The sequence below is a fragment of the Paenibacillus sp. UNC451MF genome, assembly GCF_000686845.1.
GTDB lineage: Bacteria > Bacillota > Bacilli > Paenibacillales > NBRC-103111 > Paenibacillus_S.
This window is the reverse complement of sequence record NZ_JMLS01000004.1, coordinates 117853-133424: the sequence shown is the minus strand read 5'-3', so window position 1 is coordinate 133424 and position 15572 is coordinate 117853. Positions and strand designations below refer to the sequence as shown.

Annotated in this window: 10 protein-coding genes; all 10 read left to right on the top strand. The window is 45.8% G+C overall.

Translation table 11 applies throughout. The annotated features are described in order from the left end of the window. Positions 1-208 precede the first annotated feature (208 nt). The 10 genes from nth to parE all read left to right on the top strand — a co-directional run bounded on the left by nth (position 209) and on the right by parE (position 15568). Positions 209-874 carry an endonuclease III gene (nth, locus tag BP97_RS0107950; protein ID WP_028548616.1) on the top strand — a complete coding sequence of 222 codons (666 nt, stop codon included), beginning with the start codon at positions 209-211 and terminating at the stop codon, positions 872-874. Between the two features lie 38 nt (positions 875-912). Continuing rightward, positions 913-1185, top strand: coding sequence for a hypothetical protein (locus tag BP97_RS0107945; protein ID WP_028548615.1), 273 nt, complete (start codon positions 913-915; stop codon positions 1183-1185). A 113-nt stretch (positions 1186-1298) separates the two neighbouring features. After that, on the top strand, positions 1299-4979 hold the full coding sequence (locus BP97_RS0107940) for a dynamin family protein (RefSeq protein WP_051620451.1): 3681 nt from the start codon (positions 1299-1301) through the stop codon (positions 4977-4979). 335 nt (positions 4980-5314) lie between these two features. Then, positions 5315-7162, top strand: a complete 1848-nt coding sequence (locus BP97_RS0107930) for an ABC transporter ATP-binding protein (protein WP_028548613.1) — start codon at positions 5315-5317, stop codon at positions 7160-7162. After that, positions 7159-9003 carry an ABC transporter ATP-binding protein gene (locus BP97_RS0107925; protein WP_028548612.1) on the top strand — a complete coding sequence of 615 codons (1845 nt, stop codon included), beginning with the start codon at positions 7159-7161 and terminating at the stop codon, positions 9001-9003. The genes BP97_RS0107930 and BP97_RS0107925 overlap by 4 nt, the downstream gene beginning before the upstream one ends. Before the next feature lie 104 nt (positions 9004-9107). After that, complete coding sequence (locus BP97_RS35655; protein ID WP_051620450.1) at positions 9108-10478, top strand: M23 family metallopeptidase; 1371 nt, start codon at positions 9108-9110, stop codon at positions 10476-10478. Between the two features lie 228 nt (positions 10479-10706). After that, positions 10707-11531, top strand: coding sequence for a GDSL-type esterase/lipase family protein (locus BP97_RS0107915; RefSeq protein WP_028548611.1), 825 nt, complete (start codon positions 10707-10709; stop codon positions 11529-11531). A 51-nt stretch (positions 11532-11582) separates the two neighbouring features. Next, positions 11583-12548, top strand: coding sequence for an ABC transporter ATP-binding protein (locus BP97_RS0107910; RefSeq protein ID WP_028548610.1), 966 nt, complete (start codon positions 11583-11585; stop codon positions 12546-12548). Beyond that, positions 12541-13533 carry an ABC transporter permease gene (locus BP97_RS0107905; protein ID WP_028548609.1) on the top strand — a complete coding sequence of 331 codons (993 nt, stop codon included), beginning with the start codon at positions 12541-12543 and terminating at the stop codon, positions 13531-13533. The genes BP97_RS0107910 and BP97_RS0107905 overlap by 8 nt, the downstream gene beginning before the upstream one ends. A gap of 61 nt (positions 13534-13594) precedes the next feature. Further along, positions 13595-15568, top strand: coding sequence for a DNA topoisomerase IV subunit B (gene parE, locus BP97_RS0107900; protein ID WP_028548608.1), 1974 nt, complete (start codon positions 13595-13597; stop codon positions 15566-15568). The last annotated feature ends 4 nt before the right edge of the window (positions 15569-15572 follow it).

Here is a 15572-nt window from a genome sequence, read left to right as displayed (position 1 = left end):
TTTTGAGATCAAGAAACATTGAATAAGTGAACACCGTCTAATGAGAAGAGGATTTTTATCTTCCTTTAGACGGTTTTTTCATCTTATAAAATATTTTTTTTGAAAAATTTCTAGAAAAGTTCGCATTTTGTCGGATGAAGTCATTGATTCCTTTGTCATGATTCGTTAAACTGATTTTTATACTACTAGAAAGAGGTAGCTTGTGCCTATGAACAAGAAGCAGGTTCGCAGCATTCTTGATACGATCGGAGAGATGTTCCCGGATGCCCATTGCGAGCTGAATCACTCCAATCCATTTGAGCTGACTATCGCCGTGTTGTTGTCGGCGCAATGTACGGATGAAACCGTAAATAAAGTGACTGCTTCGTTGTTTCAAAAGTACAAGCGGCCCGAAGACTATCTTGCCGTTCCATTGGAGGAACTTGAGCAGGATATTCGCAGAATCGGGTTGTTCCGAAATAAGGCGAAAAACATTCAGGCGTTGTGCGCCATTTTATTGGACAAGTACGGCGGGGAAATACCCGAGCAGCATGAACAATTAGTCGAGCTTCCTGGCGTCGGCCGTAAAACAGCTAACGTCGTTGTTTCCAATGCTTTTGGTGTTCCAGCAATTGCAGTTGATACACATGTTGAACGTGTCTCTAAGCGATTAGGCATGACGAATTGGAAAGATAGCGTTCTCGAAGTGGAGAAGAAGCTGATGAAGCTTGTTCCTAAAGAGGAATGGACACTGACGCATCACAGGCTCATTTTCTTCGGGCGTTATCACTGCAAAGCCCAGAACCCGCAATGCGAAAGCTGTCCGCTGGCTGAATCGTGCCGTGAAGGAAAAAAACGTATGAAATCCGGTAGTCGTAGGAAACCTATACAGTAGCAAACTTTACCACAGCAAACAATAAGGATGGGATTATTATGAAATGTATATCGGTTTATACCAGCAACTTCGAAGTGTTCTCAGATATTTATGAAGAAATTTTGAAAACGCCGTTGGCTGAAAATGAAGAAAAGCAAGTAGAAGGTGTAACGGTCATGGAATCCGGAGATGTGCCTGACAATTATTTAGACCGTATGAAAACAAAGCCTGAAGTTGTCGTTATGAAAGTAAAAGATAAAGATATTACGATTTTACAGCATCGCAATTTGTTCGAAATTTTTATCCCTGTTAATGAAAGTGTGGTACACTAAAAACCGAAGAAATTCGGTTTTTTTTGTTGAACGGGATTGTTTTCCGGCGAACCTTAGCCAGAAAATTGAAATATCCTGTGAAGATATCATTATAGAGATACGGGGAGATTGGGATGAGCAACTTGACGGTTCTTGGGGAAACGATGGAAAGCACTATTCATTCATTGCTTGAACAAGTGGAGAAAGAAAAAGATGGAGAAAACGGGAAGAAAATCAAACAGCTGCTGCAAAAAGCGCAAAGCGGCAGTTTTTATATTGCATTTTGTGGTCATTTCTCAGCTGGCAAATCAAGTCTGATTAATAAGCTGTGCGGTCATCAGCTTCTTCCTTCGAGTCCGATTCCAACTAGCGCAAATATTGTGAGCATCAGCAATGGGGAATCTGGTGCAAGAGTGGTTCACCGTGTGGAGGGTGATATGGCTGAGCCGAAAGTTCAAACCGTACCCTTAGAGGAGCTGGCCGCTTATTGTAAAAATGGAGAAGCTATTGAAACGGTAAACCTCCGTTATCCGATACCTTTTCTAGGAGAGCATGCTGCTTTGCTCGATACTCCCGGAATTGACTCTACGGACGATGCTCATCAGCTTGCTACGGAATCCGCACTTCATTTGGCAGATGTCGTATTCTACGTTATGGATTACAATCATGTACAATCAGAAATTAATTTTGCCTTTACCAAGAAAATGAAAGAGTGGGGTAAGCCGCTCTATTTACTCATTAATCAAGTAGATAAGCATAGGGATCAGGAGTTGTCGTTTGAGACGTATAAGGCAGGAGTGAAGGAAGCGTTCGCGAACTGGCATATCCAGCCGGATGGGATCTTGTATACTTCTGTCAAGGTTCCTAACCATCCTCATAGCGAGTGGGGGAAGCTAGATTGGCTGCTCGGCAAGCTGATTGAAGGTCGTGAGCCGCTATCAGCTTTAAGCCTAGAGAAATCGGCTAAGCATCTAGCAGCTGCACATGCCAATAAGTTAGCTGAGCGCAATGAGCCCATCAAGGAGCAGCTGAGGGCACAATTGGCTGCCGATGAGGAGTCCGAAACGGCGAAGCTTCAATGGGCGGAGACAAGCAAAGCGTTTGCAGATGCGCAAGCCAAGTCTGAAGTGCTTCGTACGGCACTGCGCAAAGAGACTGGGGCGATACTGGATAATGCCAATATTACTCCAGCTGTAACACGTGATTTGGCACATGAATACTTACAAAGCCGTAAACCTGGTTTTAAAGTCGGATTTTTTGCTGGAGCTGCAAAAACCGCAAAAGAAGTGGAACGGCGTTTGGCTGCATTTCATAGTGATTTTGCTGGACAGGTGGCTACACAGATAGAACGACATTTACAGCAAACAGTGTCCAAATCGTTGGATGAAACAGCCTTGCTCCATGCTGATCTTGTCAGGGAAACCGTCGAACGATTGCATATCGCTGTTGAACCTGAATGGCTTGCAGAGCAAGTAAACGAGTCGGCTGGTTTTGGAGGCGACTACACATTGAATTACACTAAGCAGGTTGCTGCTGAAGTGAAGCTTCTTTACCGCAAACGCGCTTTCGAGCTCATTGATGAGCTTAGCGAAGCAGTTGCTAAGGTGTTGGAGCCGCGGATCAGCAGTCTAAAAGAGCAGCTTGCGCAGCTCGAGGGACAGCTCGGCAGCCTGCGGGAGCTGGAGCGGCTCGCAGCAGCGGAGGCGGCTTACGCCTCTCAGCTGCAGGCGCCTCTAGCCGCGCTGCACGTGACTGCGCCGGTGCTGCCGGATCCCGCAGCCGTAGCTGGCGGTGCAGCCAGCAGCACAGCACCGCAGGCTAGCGCAAGCACCGCCGGCGATGCTGCGCGTGAAGCTCTCGCGGCGGTATCCGCCGCTGCGAGCCGCACCGCGCGCACAGGCGCAGCGCCGCTGGCGCAAGGCGGGCATCGCGCCCGCCTGCGCGATGCTGCAGGCAAGCTCGCCGCTGGTGCAAGCGAGCTTGCGGGCCTTGCACAGCTGCAAAGCATTTGCCGCTCCTTGCAGGAGAAAGCGGAACGGCTGGAGAACAACCGCTTCACCATTGCGTTGTTTGGCGCGTTTAGCGCAGGTAAATCATCGTTTGCCAATGCGCTGATAGGTGAGCGGATCTTACCGGTTTCCCCAAATCCTACTACGGCAGCGATTAACAAGATTATGCCGCCGGAGCCGGAAAACGGATGGCCGCATGGTACAGCCAAAGTAAAAATGAAATCGATGGAGCGATTGACCGATGATGTCCTTTATTCGCTTGAAGTACTCGGTATTGCCGCAGCCAATTTTCAAGAAGGACTAAGCGCTATACGCCGTTTGTCGGCTGAACAAGTATCTGCTAAGGGAAAGCCTCACTATACATTTCTGAAAGCCGTAGAACGCGGCTGGTCAGCTGTAGAGCACGATATCGGAGGTGAGCTGCGAGTCAATGCTGAGCAATTCGGGCTATATGCTGCGGATGAAGCAAAATCCTGCTTCGTTGATCTCATAGAGCTGTACTATTCCAACCCATTAACCGATCAAGGAATCGTACTGGTTGACACGCCGGGAGCGGATTCTATTAATGCTCGTCATACGGGCGTGGCCTTTAACTATATTAAGAACGCAGATGCTATATTGTTCGTTACTTACTACAATCATGCATTTTCCCATGCGGATAAAGAGTTCTTACTCCAACTGGGACGTGTGAAGGACAGCTTTGAGCTGGATAAAATGTTTTTTATCGTCAATGCTGCTGACTTGGCATCGTCAGCCGAGGAGCTGGAGGGCGTCGTCAGCCATGTAGAAACCAATTTACAGCATCACGGAATACGACACCCGCGTATTTATCCATTATCCAGTTATTACGCTCTGGAAGGTAAGCTAGCAGACGATGGTGAAACCATTCAGGCATCGGGGATCGCTTCATTTGAAACGGATTTTGTACGCTTTTCCTTAGAAGAGCTTACCGAGATTGCGATACGCTCCGGTCATAGCGATCTAACGCGCGCGGCCGATGTACTCAAACAGTGGATAACTAGTGCGCAATCAGACGAATCGGAGCGTCAAAATAAGGCTCGTGCCATTCGTCAAGCTTTAGACGAGGCAATCCAGTTGTTAAAAGGCATCTCAACTGAGCCTGAGGAGCGGGAGCTGCGCAAGGAGATTGATGAGCTGCTCTATTATGTAAAACAGCGTGAAGTGTACCGGTTCGGCGAGCTGTTCAACTTGGCATTCAATCCATCCGTCTTTGCCGAAGAGGGGAAAGATGTAAAAAGCTTGATACAATCGGCTTGGGATGATTTGCGACGAATGATTTCCTTTGACTTATCTCAGGAAATACTCGCAACCACTTTACGAGTGGAGAATTCGATCAATAAGACGGCCAAAAAACGAAGAGAGCAATGGATGCAGTCTTTTGGCGCGGATCTAGCGGATTTCCAACCGGCTTCCTATGAGCCGCATGCGTTTACACCTCTTCAGGAGACGGAGCCATTCAAAGCAGAAGAAGCTGTTACCGTGAAATGGCTCACAGGCTTTTATAAAAACGCTAAACATTTCTTTGAAGGTGACGGTAAACAGAAACTGCGGAACGAGCTTGAGGCGAGGGTAATTGATCCGTTAACCGTTTATGCGCAGCAGCAATCCGATCGATTGGAGCTTGTCTATCGACAACAGCTGCAAGGGTGGTACACGGATTTATCCGAACAGCTTCAGCAGGAGCTAAGAGAGTATGCTGAGGGTCAGCTGGCTGCATTGGAAATGCAAATCGATATTGGAGAGCTTCAAATGAAGCTAGATCGTATGCAGCAATTTCTAAAGTAAAATATGGTTTTAATCAAACTTTATCTTTTTTTCACATTATTTGCAGAGTCGGTTGTCCAAGCCAGGACAGCCGATTTTATTAGTTTTATTGAAAGGGTTTTCATTTGGCGAGATTTGCCATTATTCATGTGATATAGGTGGATTCTGCTGGCATTTTGTGATTAAATGCGCTTATTTCTCCCGTAAAGGAGATTTATGACAGCATTGGATGTTGCTGCACCCTAGGGATGATGATAATATTCAAAAAAGCGAACGCTTTCGAACGCAGTCCCATCTGCTTCGAAAGCAATTTTTGCTTAAAGCGGTCTTTTGGGCTGCTAATGGAGGGGGACACCATGGAAGTCTTTAGGCAGTTAAAGGAGTTTTACTGGTCAGAGAAAAAGTATTTGTTCGCATCGATTTTCTCGCTGATGACCGCAACGGCATTAGGTTTGGTGTATCCGAATCTGCTGCGCTATTTGATTGATGATGTGATTGCGAAACAAAATTTTTCCGTGGTGCCGTACTTAGCGTTACTAGTGGTTGGGGTCGTTAGCTGTAAAGCGCTGTTTCAATTCCTGCATGGAATAAGCAGCGGGAAACTGGGTAACAAAACTGCATTCAATCTAAGAAATGCGCTGTACAAAAAATTGCAGTATTTGTCGTTTCAGTACTACGATAAAGCCCGTACAGGGGATCTGATGTCTCGTCTGACCGCAGATTTGCAGGCCGTGAGGGATTTTATCGGATTCGGTTTTGTACAAATATTAAACGTTTTCATGATGTTTACTTTCGGCACGATCATGATGATGACAATCAACTGGAAGCTGACGCTGATTACGATGATATTCATGCCTTTCCTTGTATTTACGGCGATTCGGTTTGAAAGTAAAATTCATCCGGCATTTCGTTCGATCCGTAAATCGATGAGTTCTATGACGACTTCGGTTCAGGAAAACATTACAGGTGTTCGTACGGTTAAATCTTTTGCGCGCGAGCCGCATGAGATCAATAAATTTTCCGAACGGAACGAGGACTATAAGGTTAACAACGTAACGACTTCTGGAATTTGGGCGCGTTATTTTCCGCTAATGGAGTTATTTGCTAATATGAGTGTCGTCCTACTGCTTGGGATTGGCGGTTATATGGTTATTAACAAGTCGATATCTCTTGGTGAACTCGTCGCTTGCTTCAGTTTAATTTGGTATATTATCGGTCCGATGTGGGGGATTGGGTTTCATATTAATAACTTCACCCAATCCAAGGCAGCCGGGGAACGTATTCTCGAAATTTTACATCAATATGTTCATGTAAAGGATAAGGATAATGCCACTCAATTACACTCTGAGCAAGTAAGAGGGCACATTCGTTTCGATAAAGTAACGTTTGCTTATACGGATAAGCAGCCTGCCTTGTATGATTTTGAGCTGGATGCCCCGGCCGGATCCGTTATAGGTATGCTGGGTGGAACCGGTTCGGGTAAATCTACGGTGATTCAATTGCTGCTTCGTGCTTATAACGTCAAGGACGGTCGAATTACGGTGGATGGCCATGATATTCGTGACGTATCACTAGAAAGCTTGCGTGATCAGATGGCGATTGTGTTCCAGGAAACATTCCTGTTCTCGTCCACGATTCGCAATAATATTGCTTACGGGGTTAAGGATGTATCAATGGATCAGATCATTCATGCCGCCAAGCTGGCGAAAGCCCATGATTTTATTATGGAGCTTCCGCTGGGCTACGACACTATTGTAGGAGAACGCGGGCTAGGTCTCTCTGGAGGTCAGAAGCAGCGGATTGCTATTGCACGAGCGCTGCTCAAAAATCCAAAAATTCTTATTCTCGACGATGCAACCAGTGCGGTAGATATGGAGACAGAGCATGAAATTCAGCAAGGCTTCCAGGAAGTGATGAAAGGTCGTACGACCTTCATTATAGCTCACCGTATATCCTCCTTGCGCCATGCGGATGAAATTCTAGTTCTCGATCAAGGGCGCATCGTTCAAAGAGGGTCACACGATCAATTAATGCAACAGGAAGGTCCTTATTTGGATACGTACCATATTCAATTCGCCGATCATCCTAATGAAACAGAAGAACCATTAACAGCTAATGGCATGCAGGCCGCTCCTGAACCGCAGCAAGCCGCGAATCAAGTTGCAGCAGCAGGACATGTCAAGTTGAGGGGGTACGCACAGTGAGCCAGTCAGCAAAAACGGCGACCGGGAAGCCTAGCCCGACTGGGCAGGAGGGTCAACGTTTTGTATATCAGGACGACGAACAACTGGATAAGGAATTCGACTGGGTGCAGATCAAGCGGCTCAGTCAGTACATAAAGCCTTATTCCAAGCAAATACTTCCGGTTATTATAACTATGATGATCGTAGGCGCGCTTACGAAGCTGCTCAATCCGCTTCTTATAGCATATGCGATTGACCATGCGCTGCGTGAAGGCAATACGAAGCTTTTGCTAATGTGCGTGGGTGGGATGCTCGCCTTATATTTAATTCAATGGGCAGCCAACAACTATCGGATCCGCTACACCAATATGATCGGTCAAAAAGTAATCTATGATCTTAGGCACGACTTGTTCAGTCATGTACAGAGGCTTTCGTTCAAATTTTTTGATAAATGGCCGGCGGGGTCGATCTTGGTAAGGATTACGAACTATGTAAACTCCCTGCAAGATTTGTTTACTAACGGGGTTGTCAACTTACTCATTGACTGTGTTCAGCTTATCGGAATTATACTCATTCTCTTATTTTATAACTTTAAATTAGGTACGGCCATCATCGTTACAGTTCCGATTATGTTCATCATTTCCACGAAGCTGCGGGTACACATCCGTCGTTCCTGGCAAGTAGTGCAGACGAAGCAGTCGAGAATCAATGCACATTTGAACGAATGTATTCAAGGAATCAAGGTGACTCAAGCCTTCACACAGGAAAAGGAAAATATCGCATTCTTCGACAATATGAACCTTGATAATCATAAGTCATGGAATCGGGCGACCACTTTAAACCAATCGTTCAATCCGATTATTGAGGTAACGGGTGCAGTGGGCTATTGCATTTTATTTTGGTTCGGCGCGCATTTGATTCAACAGGGTGAGATTACGGTTGGTTTGCTGGTTGCCTTTGCTACCTATATCGGGCATTTCTGGGAACCTATCAATCGACTTGGACAGATGTATTCCCAGATGCTTATTGCAATGGCTTCCTCCGAGCGAATATTTGAGTTCATCGATGAGAAGCCGAATGTGGCGGAAGCGCATGAGGCTAAAGAACTACCTCGCGTTAAAGGGGATATTGAGCTTAAAAAGGTCGAATTCGAATATGAACCGGGCAGACTTGCATTAAAAGGAATCGATCTCAGTGTAAAAGCAGGGCAATCCATAGCTCTGGTTGGTCACACAGGCTCGGGTAAGAGTACTATCATCAATCTGCTTTGCCGATTTTATGACATCACAAGCGGTTCCATTACAATTGATGGCCATGACATAAGGGATGTAGCGATTTCGAGTCTCCGATCTCAGGTTGGTATTGTGCTCCAGGATACGTTTATTTTCTCCGGAACGATACGTGACAATATTCGCTTCGGACGTCTCGATGCGACAGATGAAGAAGTTGAATTTGTTGCCAAGGCGGTCCGGGCGCATGATTTCATTGTCAATTTGCCACAAGGCTATGATACCGAGGTACAGGAGCGAGGCAATGTACTGTCAATGGGTCAAAGGCAATTAATTTCGTTCGCAAGAGCACTGCTTGCCGATCCACGTGTCTTGATCTTGGATGAAGCCACAGCAAGTATTGATACGGAAACTGAGCTCAAAATCCAAGAGGCGTTGAAGACGCTTCTCGCGGGTAGAACCTCCTTCATAATCGCCCATAGGTTGTCAACAATCCGTAATGCAGATCATATCGTCGTACTGGATCACGGTAACATTATGGAGCAGGGAAATCATGAGGAATTGATGAAGCAAAAAGGGATATACCACGGCTTAATCCAAGCGCAGTACCGATTTTTGCGTGAAGTAGGCTAGATTCGAAGGGCACCTTACGAGGTGCCTTTTTTGTGCTATTTGAGGAACAGTAAGAATAGGATAAGGAGGTGGACATTACAAAAACCTGATTGCGGGAGGTACACGTGGATTACATAATAGGCTGGAAAAAGGATAGATGGTTGGTCGTCGGTTTGAGTTTTATGACGGTACTCGTTGTATTTTTTTCCTTTGCTTATGTCTATATGATGAACCATATGGTTACTCGTTATCAAGTTTTTGTTGGAACGGAAAGAATCGGTGCCGTCAATACGACGGGGGTCATCCAGGATTGGCTGCGTTGGAAGCAGGAACAGGCCAAGCTCCAGTATCCCGGCGTTCAGACGGAACTGCTTGTTAAAGATATTCATTACATTCAAGAAAGAGAGTATAAAGCCACCTATGACAACGCTCAAGTGCTGGAGAGGCTGGAGCAAAGAACGACTATTGGTACAAGCGGCGTTCAAATCCGTATTGATGGCAAACCGCTTGGCGTATTAAAAGATGAGGCGGCGGTAAAAGAGCTTTTAGATCAATATAAGAATAAATTTGTAAATCCTGAAACTCAGCTGCAATCTGTGGAGTTTGTTCAGAAAGTGGATATTGCTAAGCTTGAGATTAAACCCGATGAAGTGGGAAATCGGGATGATATGTTGAAAACGATCGAAACAGGTGGCGTTCAGCCCCTTTTGTATACAGTGCAGCGCGGGGACTGCATATCTTGTATTGCATATAAATTTCATATCAGTCAGAAAGCGATTTATGATAATAATCCTTTTATCAAAAATACAGTCATTCACGTCGGAGAAGTATTGAATTTAACCGTACAGCAGCCCTTGCTCTCGGTTAAGACGGTGGAAAAACGGATTGAGACAGCTGAGCTGCCTTTTGGTGTTGAATACATCGACGATAATACTATGAAGGCCGGAAGCAGTGAGACGATCACAACAGGAGAAAACGGTTTGGAGGAAAAAAGCTTCTTAGTTACAAAAATGAACGGAGAGCTCGTGAGTGAAGCTTTATCAGAGGAAAAAGTCCTTCAACCAGCAAAGAAGGCTGTAGTGAAGAAAGGAACAAAGATTATTCCCGGTGAAGGAACGGGTATTTTCGCATGGCCTGTATATAGGCCCAAGTTGACAAGCGATTATGGACAGCGATGGGGATCGTTTCATCCTGGCACGGATATGGTATCCGAGCAGTCTGGGATCTTGGCCTCGGACCACGGTAAAGTTGTGTTTGCCGGTTGGAAAACGGGGTATGGCAATTGTATCATCATAGATCATCAGAATGGCTACAGCACGTTATACGGTCATTTAAGCAAAATAGGAGTCAGTAACGGCGAGACGGTGCAGAAAGGCGAAAAAATTGGAATCATGGGTAGCACAGGCAATGCTACGGGGATCCACCTTCATTTCGAAGTTCGAAAGGGTGAATCGCAGCAAAATCCGTTAAAGTTTTTAGGAAAGCTGTCGGATTAAAATAGGCTTGATATCTGCTACGCTTGATTTAAGAGAAGTTTGAACTGAAAAGGAAAAGGATATAATTTGAATATACCGCCGGGGTTAAGTAAATCTCCGGTTTTTTTGCTGTTCAAAAAAGAGACTACAGTGGCTATCCGGTATACATTTGCAAATCTTCTCATAAACCGCTACTCTAAAATGAAAGCGACTTTAAATGTCGAATGTTGGTAAAGGGGAGAAGTTGTCTTGCTATCCACTCGATTTTTGTGGCGGACCGTCGGTTTGGCCGCATTGCTGTCCACTTTGCTTTGTGTATTTGGCTTTGTTTATGCAATAAACCAGATTATATTTCCGAGTAAGACGGAACAGACGGAAGCGGCAGCCCCACAGGAGACGGTCAAGCCTAAAGAGTCATCGTTTGCTGCGAAGGATAAGATTCAAATCGTCGCAATAGGTGATTCATTGAGTGCAGGAACCGGTGACTTATCAGGCAGGGGCTACGTAGGACAGACGAAGGAAAAACTGGAGAAGCAATTCGGCAAGCCGGTTTTTATTCTCAATAATTTTGCCATACCAGGGTTTAAAACAAGTGATATCTTGAAGGATATGGCTGCGAAAAAAGATATGGGTAGTGCAATCGCCCAAGCGGATTTGATTCTGTTGACAGCGGGGGGCAATGATTTGTTTGAAGGAGGACAAGGGATCTTCTCAGGCCAATCAGATGAAGGATTCAACCCTAAAGCAGCTCTTGACCGAATGCCAGAGGCCCTACAGCGTTTAGGGCAAATTCTCGATACCTTAGCCAAGCAAAATCCAAATGCAGTGATTTGTTACGTTGGCTTGTATCATCCTTTCTTAGACTTGGATGAAAAAAGAGAAGGATCGCTATTGATTCAAAAATGGAACCAAGCGGCATTTGAAATCACGAATCGATACCCTCATATGGTGGTTGTGCCTACAGCGGACTTGTTCGAGCTGAATTTAAACAAATATCTATATACCGACCATTTCCACCCGAATCAAGACGGATATGAGAGAATTGCCGAACGGATTGCACAAATAGTTAAATAATGCTTACTTTGGAGAATAACCGGACCATAAGGTAAGGGAGAGAAGCGATCAATGGAAAGCCAGCCTGAAGTCGTCCTGTCAGTGAAAAATGTAAAAAAAACAATCAAGAAGAAGCAGATCATTAAAGGGATATCGTTCGAGGTGTTTGCCGGTGAAATTTTTGGGTTTCTTGGCCCCAACGGCTCAGGTAAAACGACCACGATTCGTATGCTGGTTGACCTGATAACTCCAACAGAAGGATCAATCACAATATGCGGGTATGATGTACACAAAAATCATGATGAAGCACTTCAATACGTCGGTTGTATCGTTGAAAATCCCGAGCTGTACTCTTACTTAAGCGGATGGGAGAACCTGGAGCACTTTGCCCGTATGCTGCCGGGAATCGATGAGACCCGCATACAAGAAGTAGTCGATATAGTAGGCATGGATGCGCGAATTCATGATAAAGTGAAGACGTATTCGCTTGGGATGCGTCAAAGACTAGGGATTGCGCAAGCGTTGTTGAATCGACCGAAGCTGCTTATATTGGACGAGCCTACGAATGGTCTTGATCCCCAAGGAATCAAAGAAATGCGTGAATTTATACAAAAGCTGGCGAAGACCGGATTAAGCCTATTCGTATCCAGTCATTTGCTGAGCGAAATTCAACAGATGTGCAATAGGGTAGCGATAATTACTCATGGTGAAGTAATTAAAGTTGGTGCGGTGGAATCGCTAATCGATGATTCGGCAAGCCGAGTTATTTGGCGGGTAGATCCTGTAGAGAGAGCTCTCCAGTTACTGAAGGCTAAGGACGGCATTGAGGTGATGGACGTCGTTCAGAAAGAGGATGAAGGGATAGCAGGAGAGGATGCTGTCATTCATGATATTATTACTCAGCTAAATCCGGAAGACATTCCCGCGTTGACGCGAAAATTAGTTGAAGCGGGCGTGCAGCTGTACGGAGTGGAAACCAAAAGCCCTACGCTGGAAGATTTATTCCTAGGCTTAACGGAGGGGAAACGCATTGGTTAGTGTATATCCTTTAGTCAAAAACGAGTGCATCAAAATAATTAAAAAGAAGCGGCTGCTTGTCGTGCTGCTTATTTTGGCCGCTCTTATTCCGATGTTTACTTATGCCCAATTGAAGGTATCCCAAAACAATCTTAAGCAGTTCGGTACTTCGGATTGGCGTGCGGAGCAAAGACAGAAGATCGTGGATTATACAAGAAGCATTGGAAGCGCCCGTGTACCGGAAGAGTGGAAACAATTCCGCCGCGTTGAAGTGATGCTCGCCCAATACTACTTGGATAAAGATGTGAATCCGGCAGCTCCAAACGGGGTAACCTTTACTAGAGAATTCATCAAAAACGCGGTAGGACTATTCATTCCCCTAATGGTTATGGTCATTGCTTCGGACCTGGTTTCCTCCGAGCATTCGACGGGAACGATAAAGCTGCTCTTGACAAGGCCCGTCGGAAGGTGGAAAATCTTGCTGAGTAAGCTGATCAGCTTAATCTTATTTACATCGCTGATCGTAACCTGCACTGCGCTGCTGTGTTATTTAATTTCTGGTATTGTTTTTGGCTATGGCGGTTGGGACATGCCGGTGTTCTTCGGATTTAAAATTGTTGGCTCCGAAGTAGATACTTCGTTTGTTAGACCGGTTGAGCAATGGTTGTATTTAATTATGGAATTCGGCTTAGTATGGTTTGCTGCGATTATAGTTGCCGTGATGTCACTAATGGTATCCGTCCTCATCCGCAGCACCGCTGCAGGAATGGGACTTATGCTGGCCGTGCTGATATCCGGTACCATCTTGACAAATATGGTATCCTCTTGGGAGACGGCAAAATATTTATTCATGGTCAATCTGCGGCTGACTGACTATTTGACGGGCAGTTTGCCACCGATAAAAGGGATGGATTTGCCGTTTTCTATAAGTGTTTTAACCGTTTGGGGCATTGTATCTATCATTGTCTCCTTTACGGTATTCACGAAAAAAGATATATTGAACTAACGGAACGAGATGTTATAATGCACAATAGAACTAGAGCTTCAGGAGTAAAGGGGGGGCTGCGATGACGGAACAGGTAGATTTGTTTACCGACACAACCACCGAGCGTTCGGATTACGGCGCTGACGATATACAAGTACTGGAAGGACTAGTTGCGGTCCGTAAAAGACCAGGTATGTACATAGGCAGCACGAGCACGTCGGGTCTGCATCATCTGATATGGGAAATCGTGGACAATGCGGTCGATGAGCATTTGGCCAAGCATTGCAATAAAATCGATGTAACGATTCATAAAGATCAATCGATTACTGTACAGGATAATGGTCGGGGTATTCCCACTGGGATGCACAAAACCGGTATTCCTACACCACAAGTGGTGTTTACCATTCTTCATGCCGGCGGTAAATTCGGCGGCGGAGGATATAAGAAATCTGGTGGTTTGCACGGCGTTGGCGCATCGGTAACCAATGCTTTGTCCGAGTGGCTGGAAGTTACAATATATCGAGAAGGTAAAACACACCGTCAACGCTTTGAATATTGGGTGGACGACAAGGGCAATGAACATGTCGGAGAGCCGACGACTGGACTAGAGGTCATTGGCAACACGCGGCAGACAGGGACGAAGGTTACGTTTAAACCAGATAAAAGGGTGTTTCAGGGCGGGACGGCTGTTAACTATGACACGCTGCTGGAGCGCTTACAAGAGATTGCCTTCTTGAACTCAGGACTGCAAGTGAATATTAAGGATGAACGCTTCGATAAGCAAGAAACATTTCAGTATGAAGGCGGAGCCAGCCAGTTCGTCCAATTTTTGAATGAAGAAAAAAACGTTCTTCATGAAGTAGTCCATTTTATCGGCGAAAAGGACGATATTGAAGTTGAAGTTGCACTGCAATATAACGACGGTTATACGGAAACGATCGTTTCGTTCGTCAACTCCATTCCTACCCGCGGCGGTGGGACGCATGAGACGGGCTTCAAGACGGCATACACCCGTGTGATGAACGATTATGCTAGGAAAACGGCAATTTTGAAGGAAAAGGATAAAAACCTCGACGGTCAAGATTTGCGCGAAGGTATGATGACCGTTATTAATATTAAGATGAGCGATGTGGAATTTGTCGGACAGACGAAAGATCAGCTAGGCAGTGCATCTGCGCGGAGCGTAGTCGATTCGATCGTTTCGGACAAAATGGCCGTTTTCTTGGAGGAAAATCCGCAAATTGCGCAAATGATCATGAGAAAAGCCGTTCAATCCGCGAAGGCGAGGGAAGCGGCACGTAAAGCCCGCGAGGAAGTCCGAAGCGGCAAGAAAGGCAGAAGCGAAAGCTCGAATCTTGGTGGTAAGCTTACCCCTGCGCAATCCAAGGATTATACCCGTAATGAGCTCTTCATCGTAGAAGGTGACTCGGCAGGCGGGTCCGCTAAGCAGGGACGCGATTCCAAGCATCAGGCTATATTGCCTTTGAAAGGCAAGCCGATGAATCCGGAAAAGGCCAAGCTTCTGGATATTATGAAGAACGATGAATATAAAGCGATCATTGCGACTATCGGAGCGGGAGTAGGTCCTGAATTCGATGCGTCAGAAAGCAATTACGCGAAGATCATTATAATGACGGACGCGGATACAGACGGCGCTCATATTCAGGTGCTGCTGCTTACTTTCTTCTATCGGTATATGAAGCCGCTGATCGATTCAGGCAAAGTATTTATAGCCCAACCACCGCTATATAAGCTGACGAAAAAGTCAGGGAAGAATTCGACAATCCGCTATGCTTGGACAGACGAGCAGCTTCAGGCTTTGACCAAGGAGCTGGGTAAGAACGTCGAGCTACAGCGCTATAAAGGACTAGGTGAAATGAATCCGGATCAATTGTGGGAAACGACGATGGACCCGGCTACCCGCACACTGCTGCAGGTACAGATTGAGGACGCGGCTAAAGCGGAACGACGCGTTTCAACGCTGATGGGGGAGAAAGTAGACCCGCGCAAGCGTTGGATTGTTGAGAATGTCAACTTTACCGAGTTCGAGGAGTAGGTGA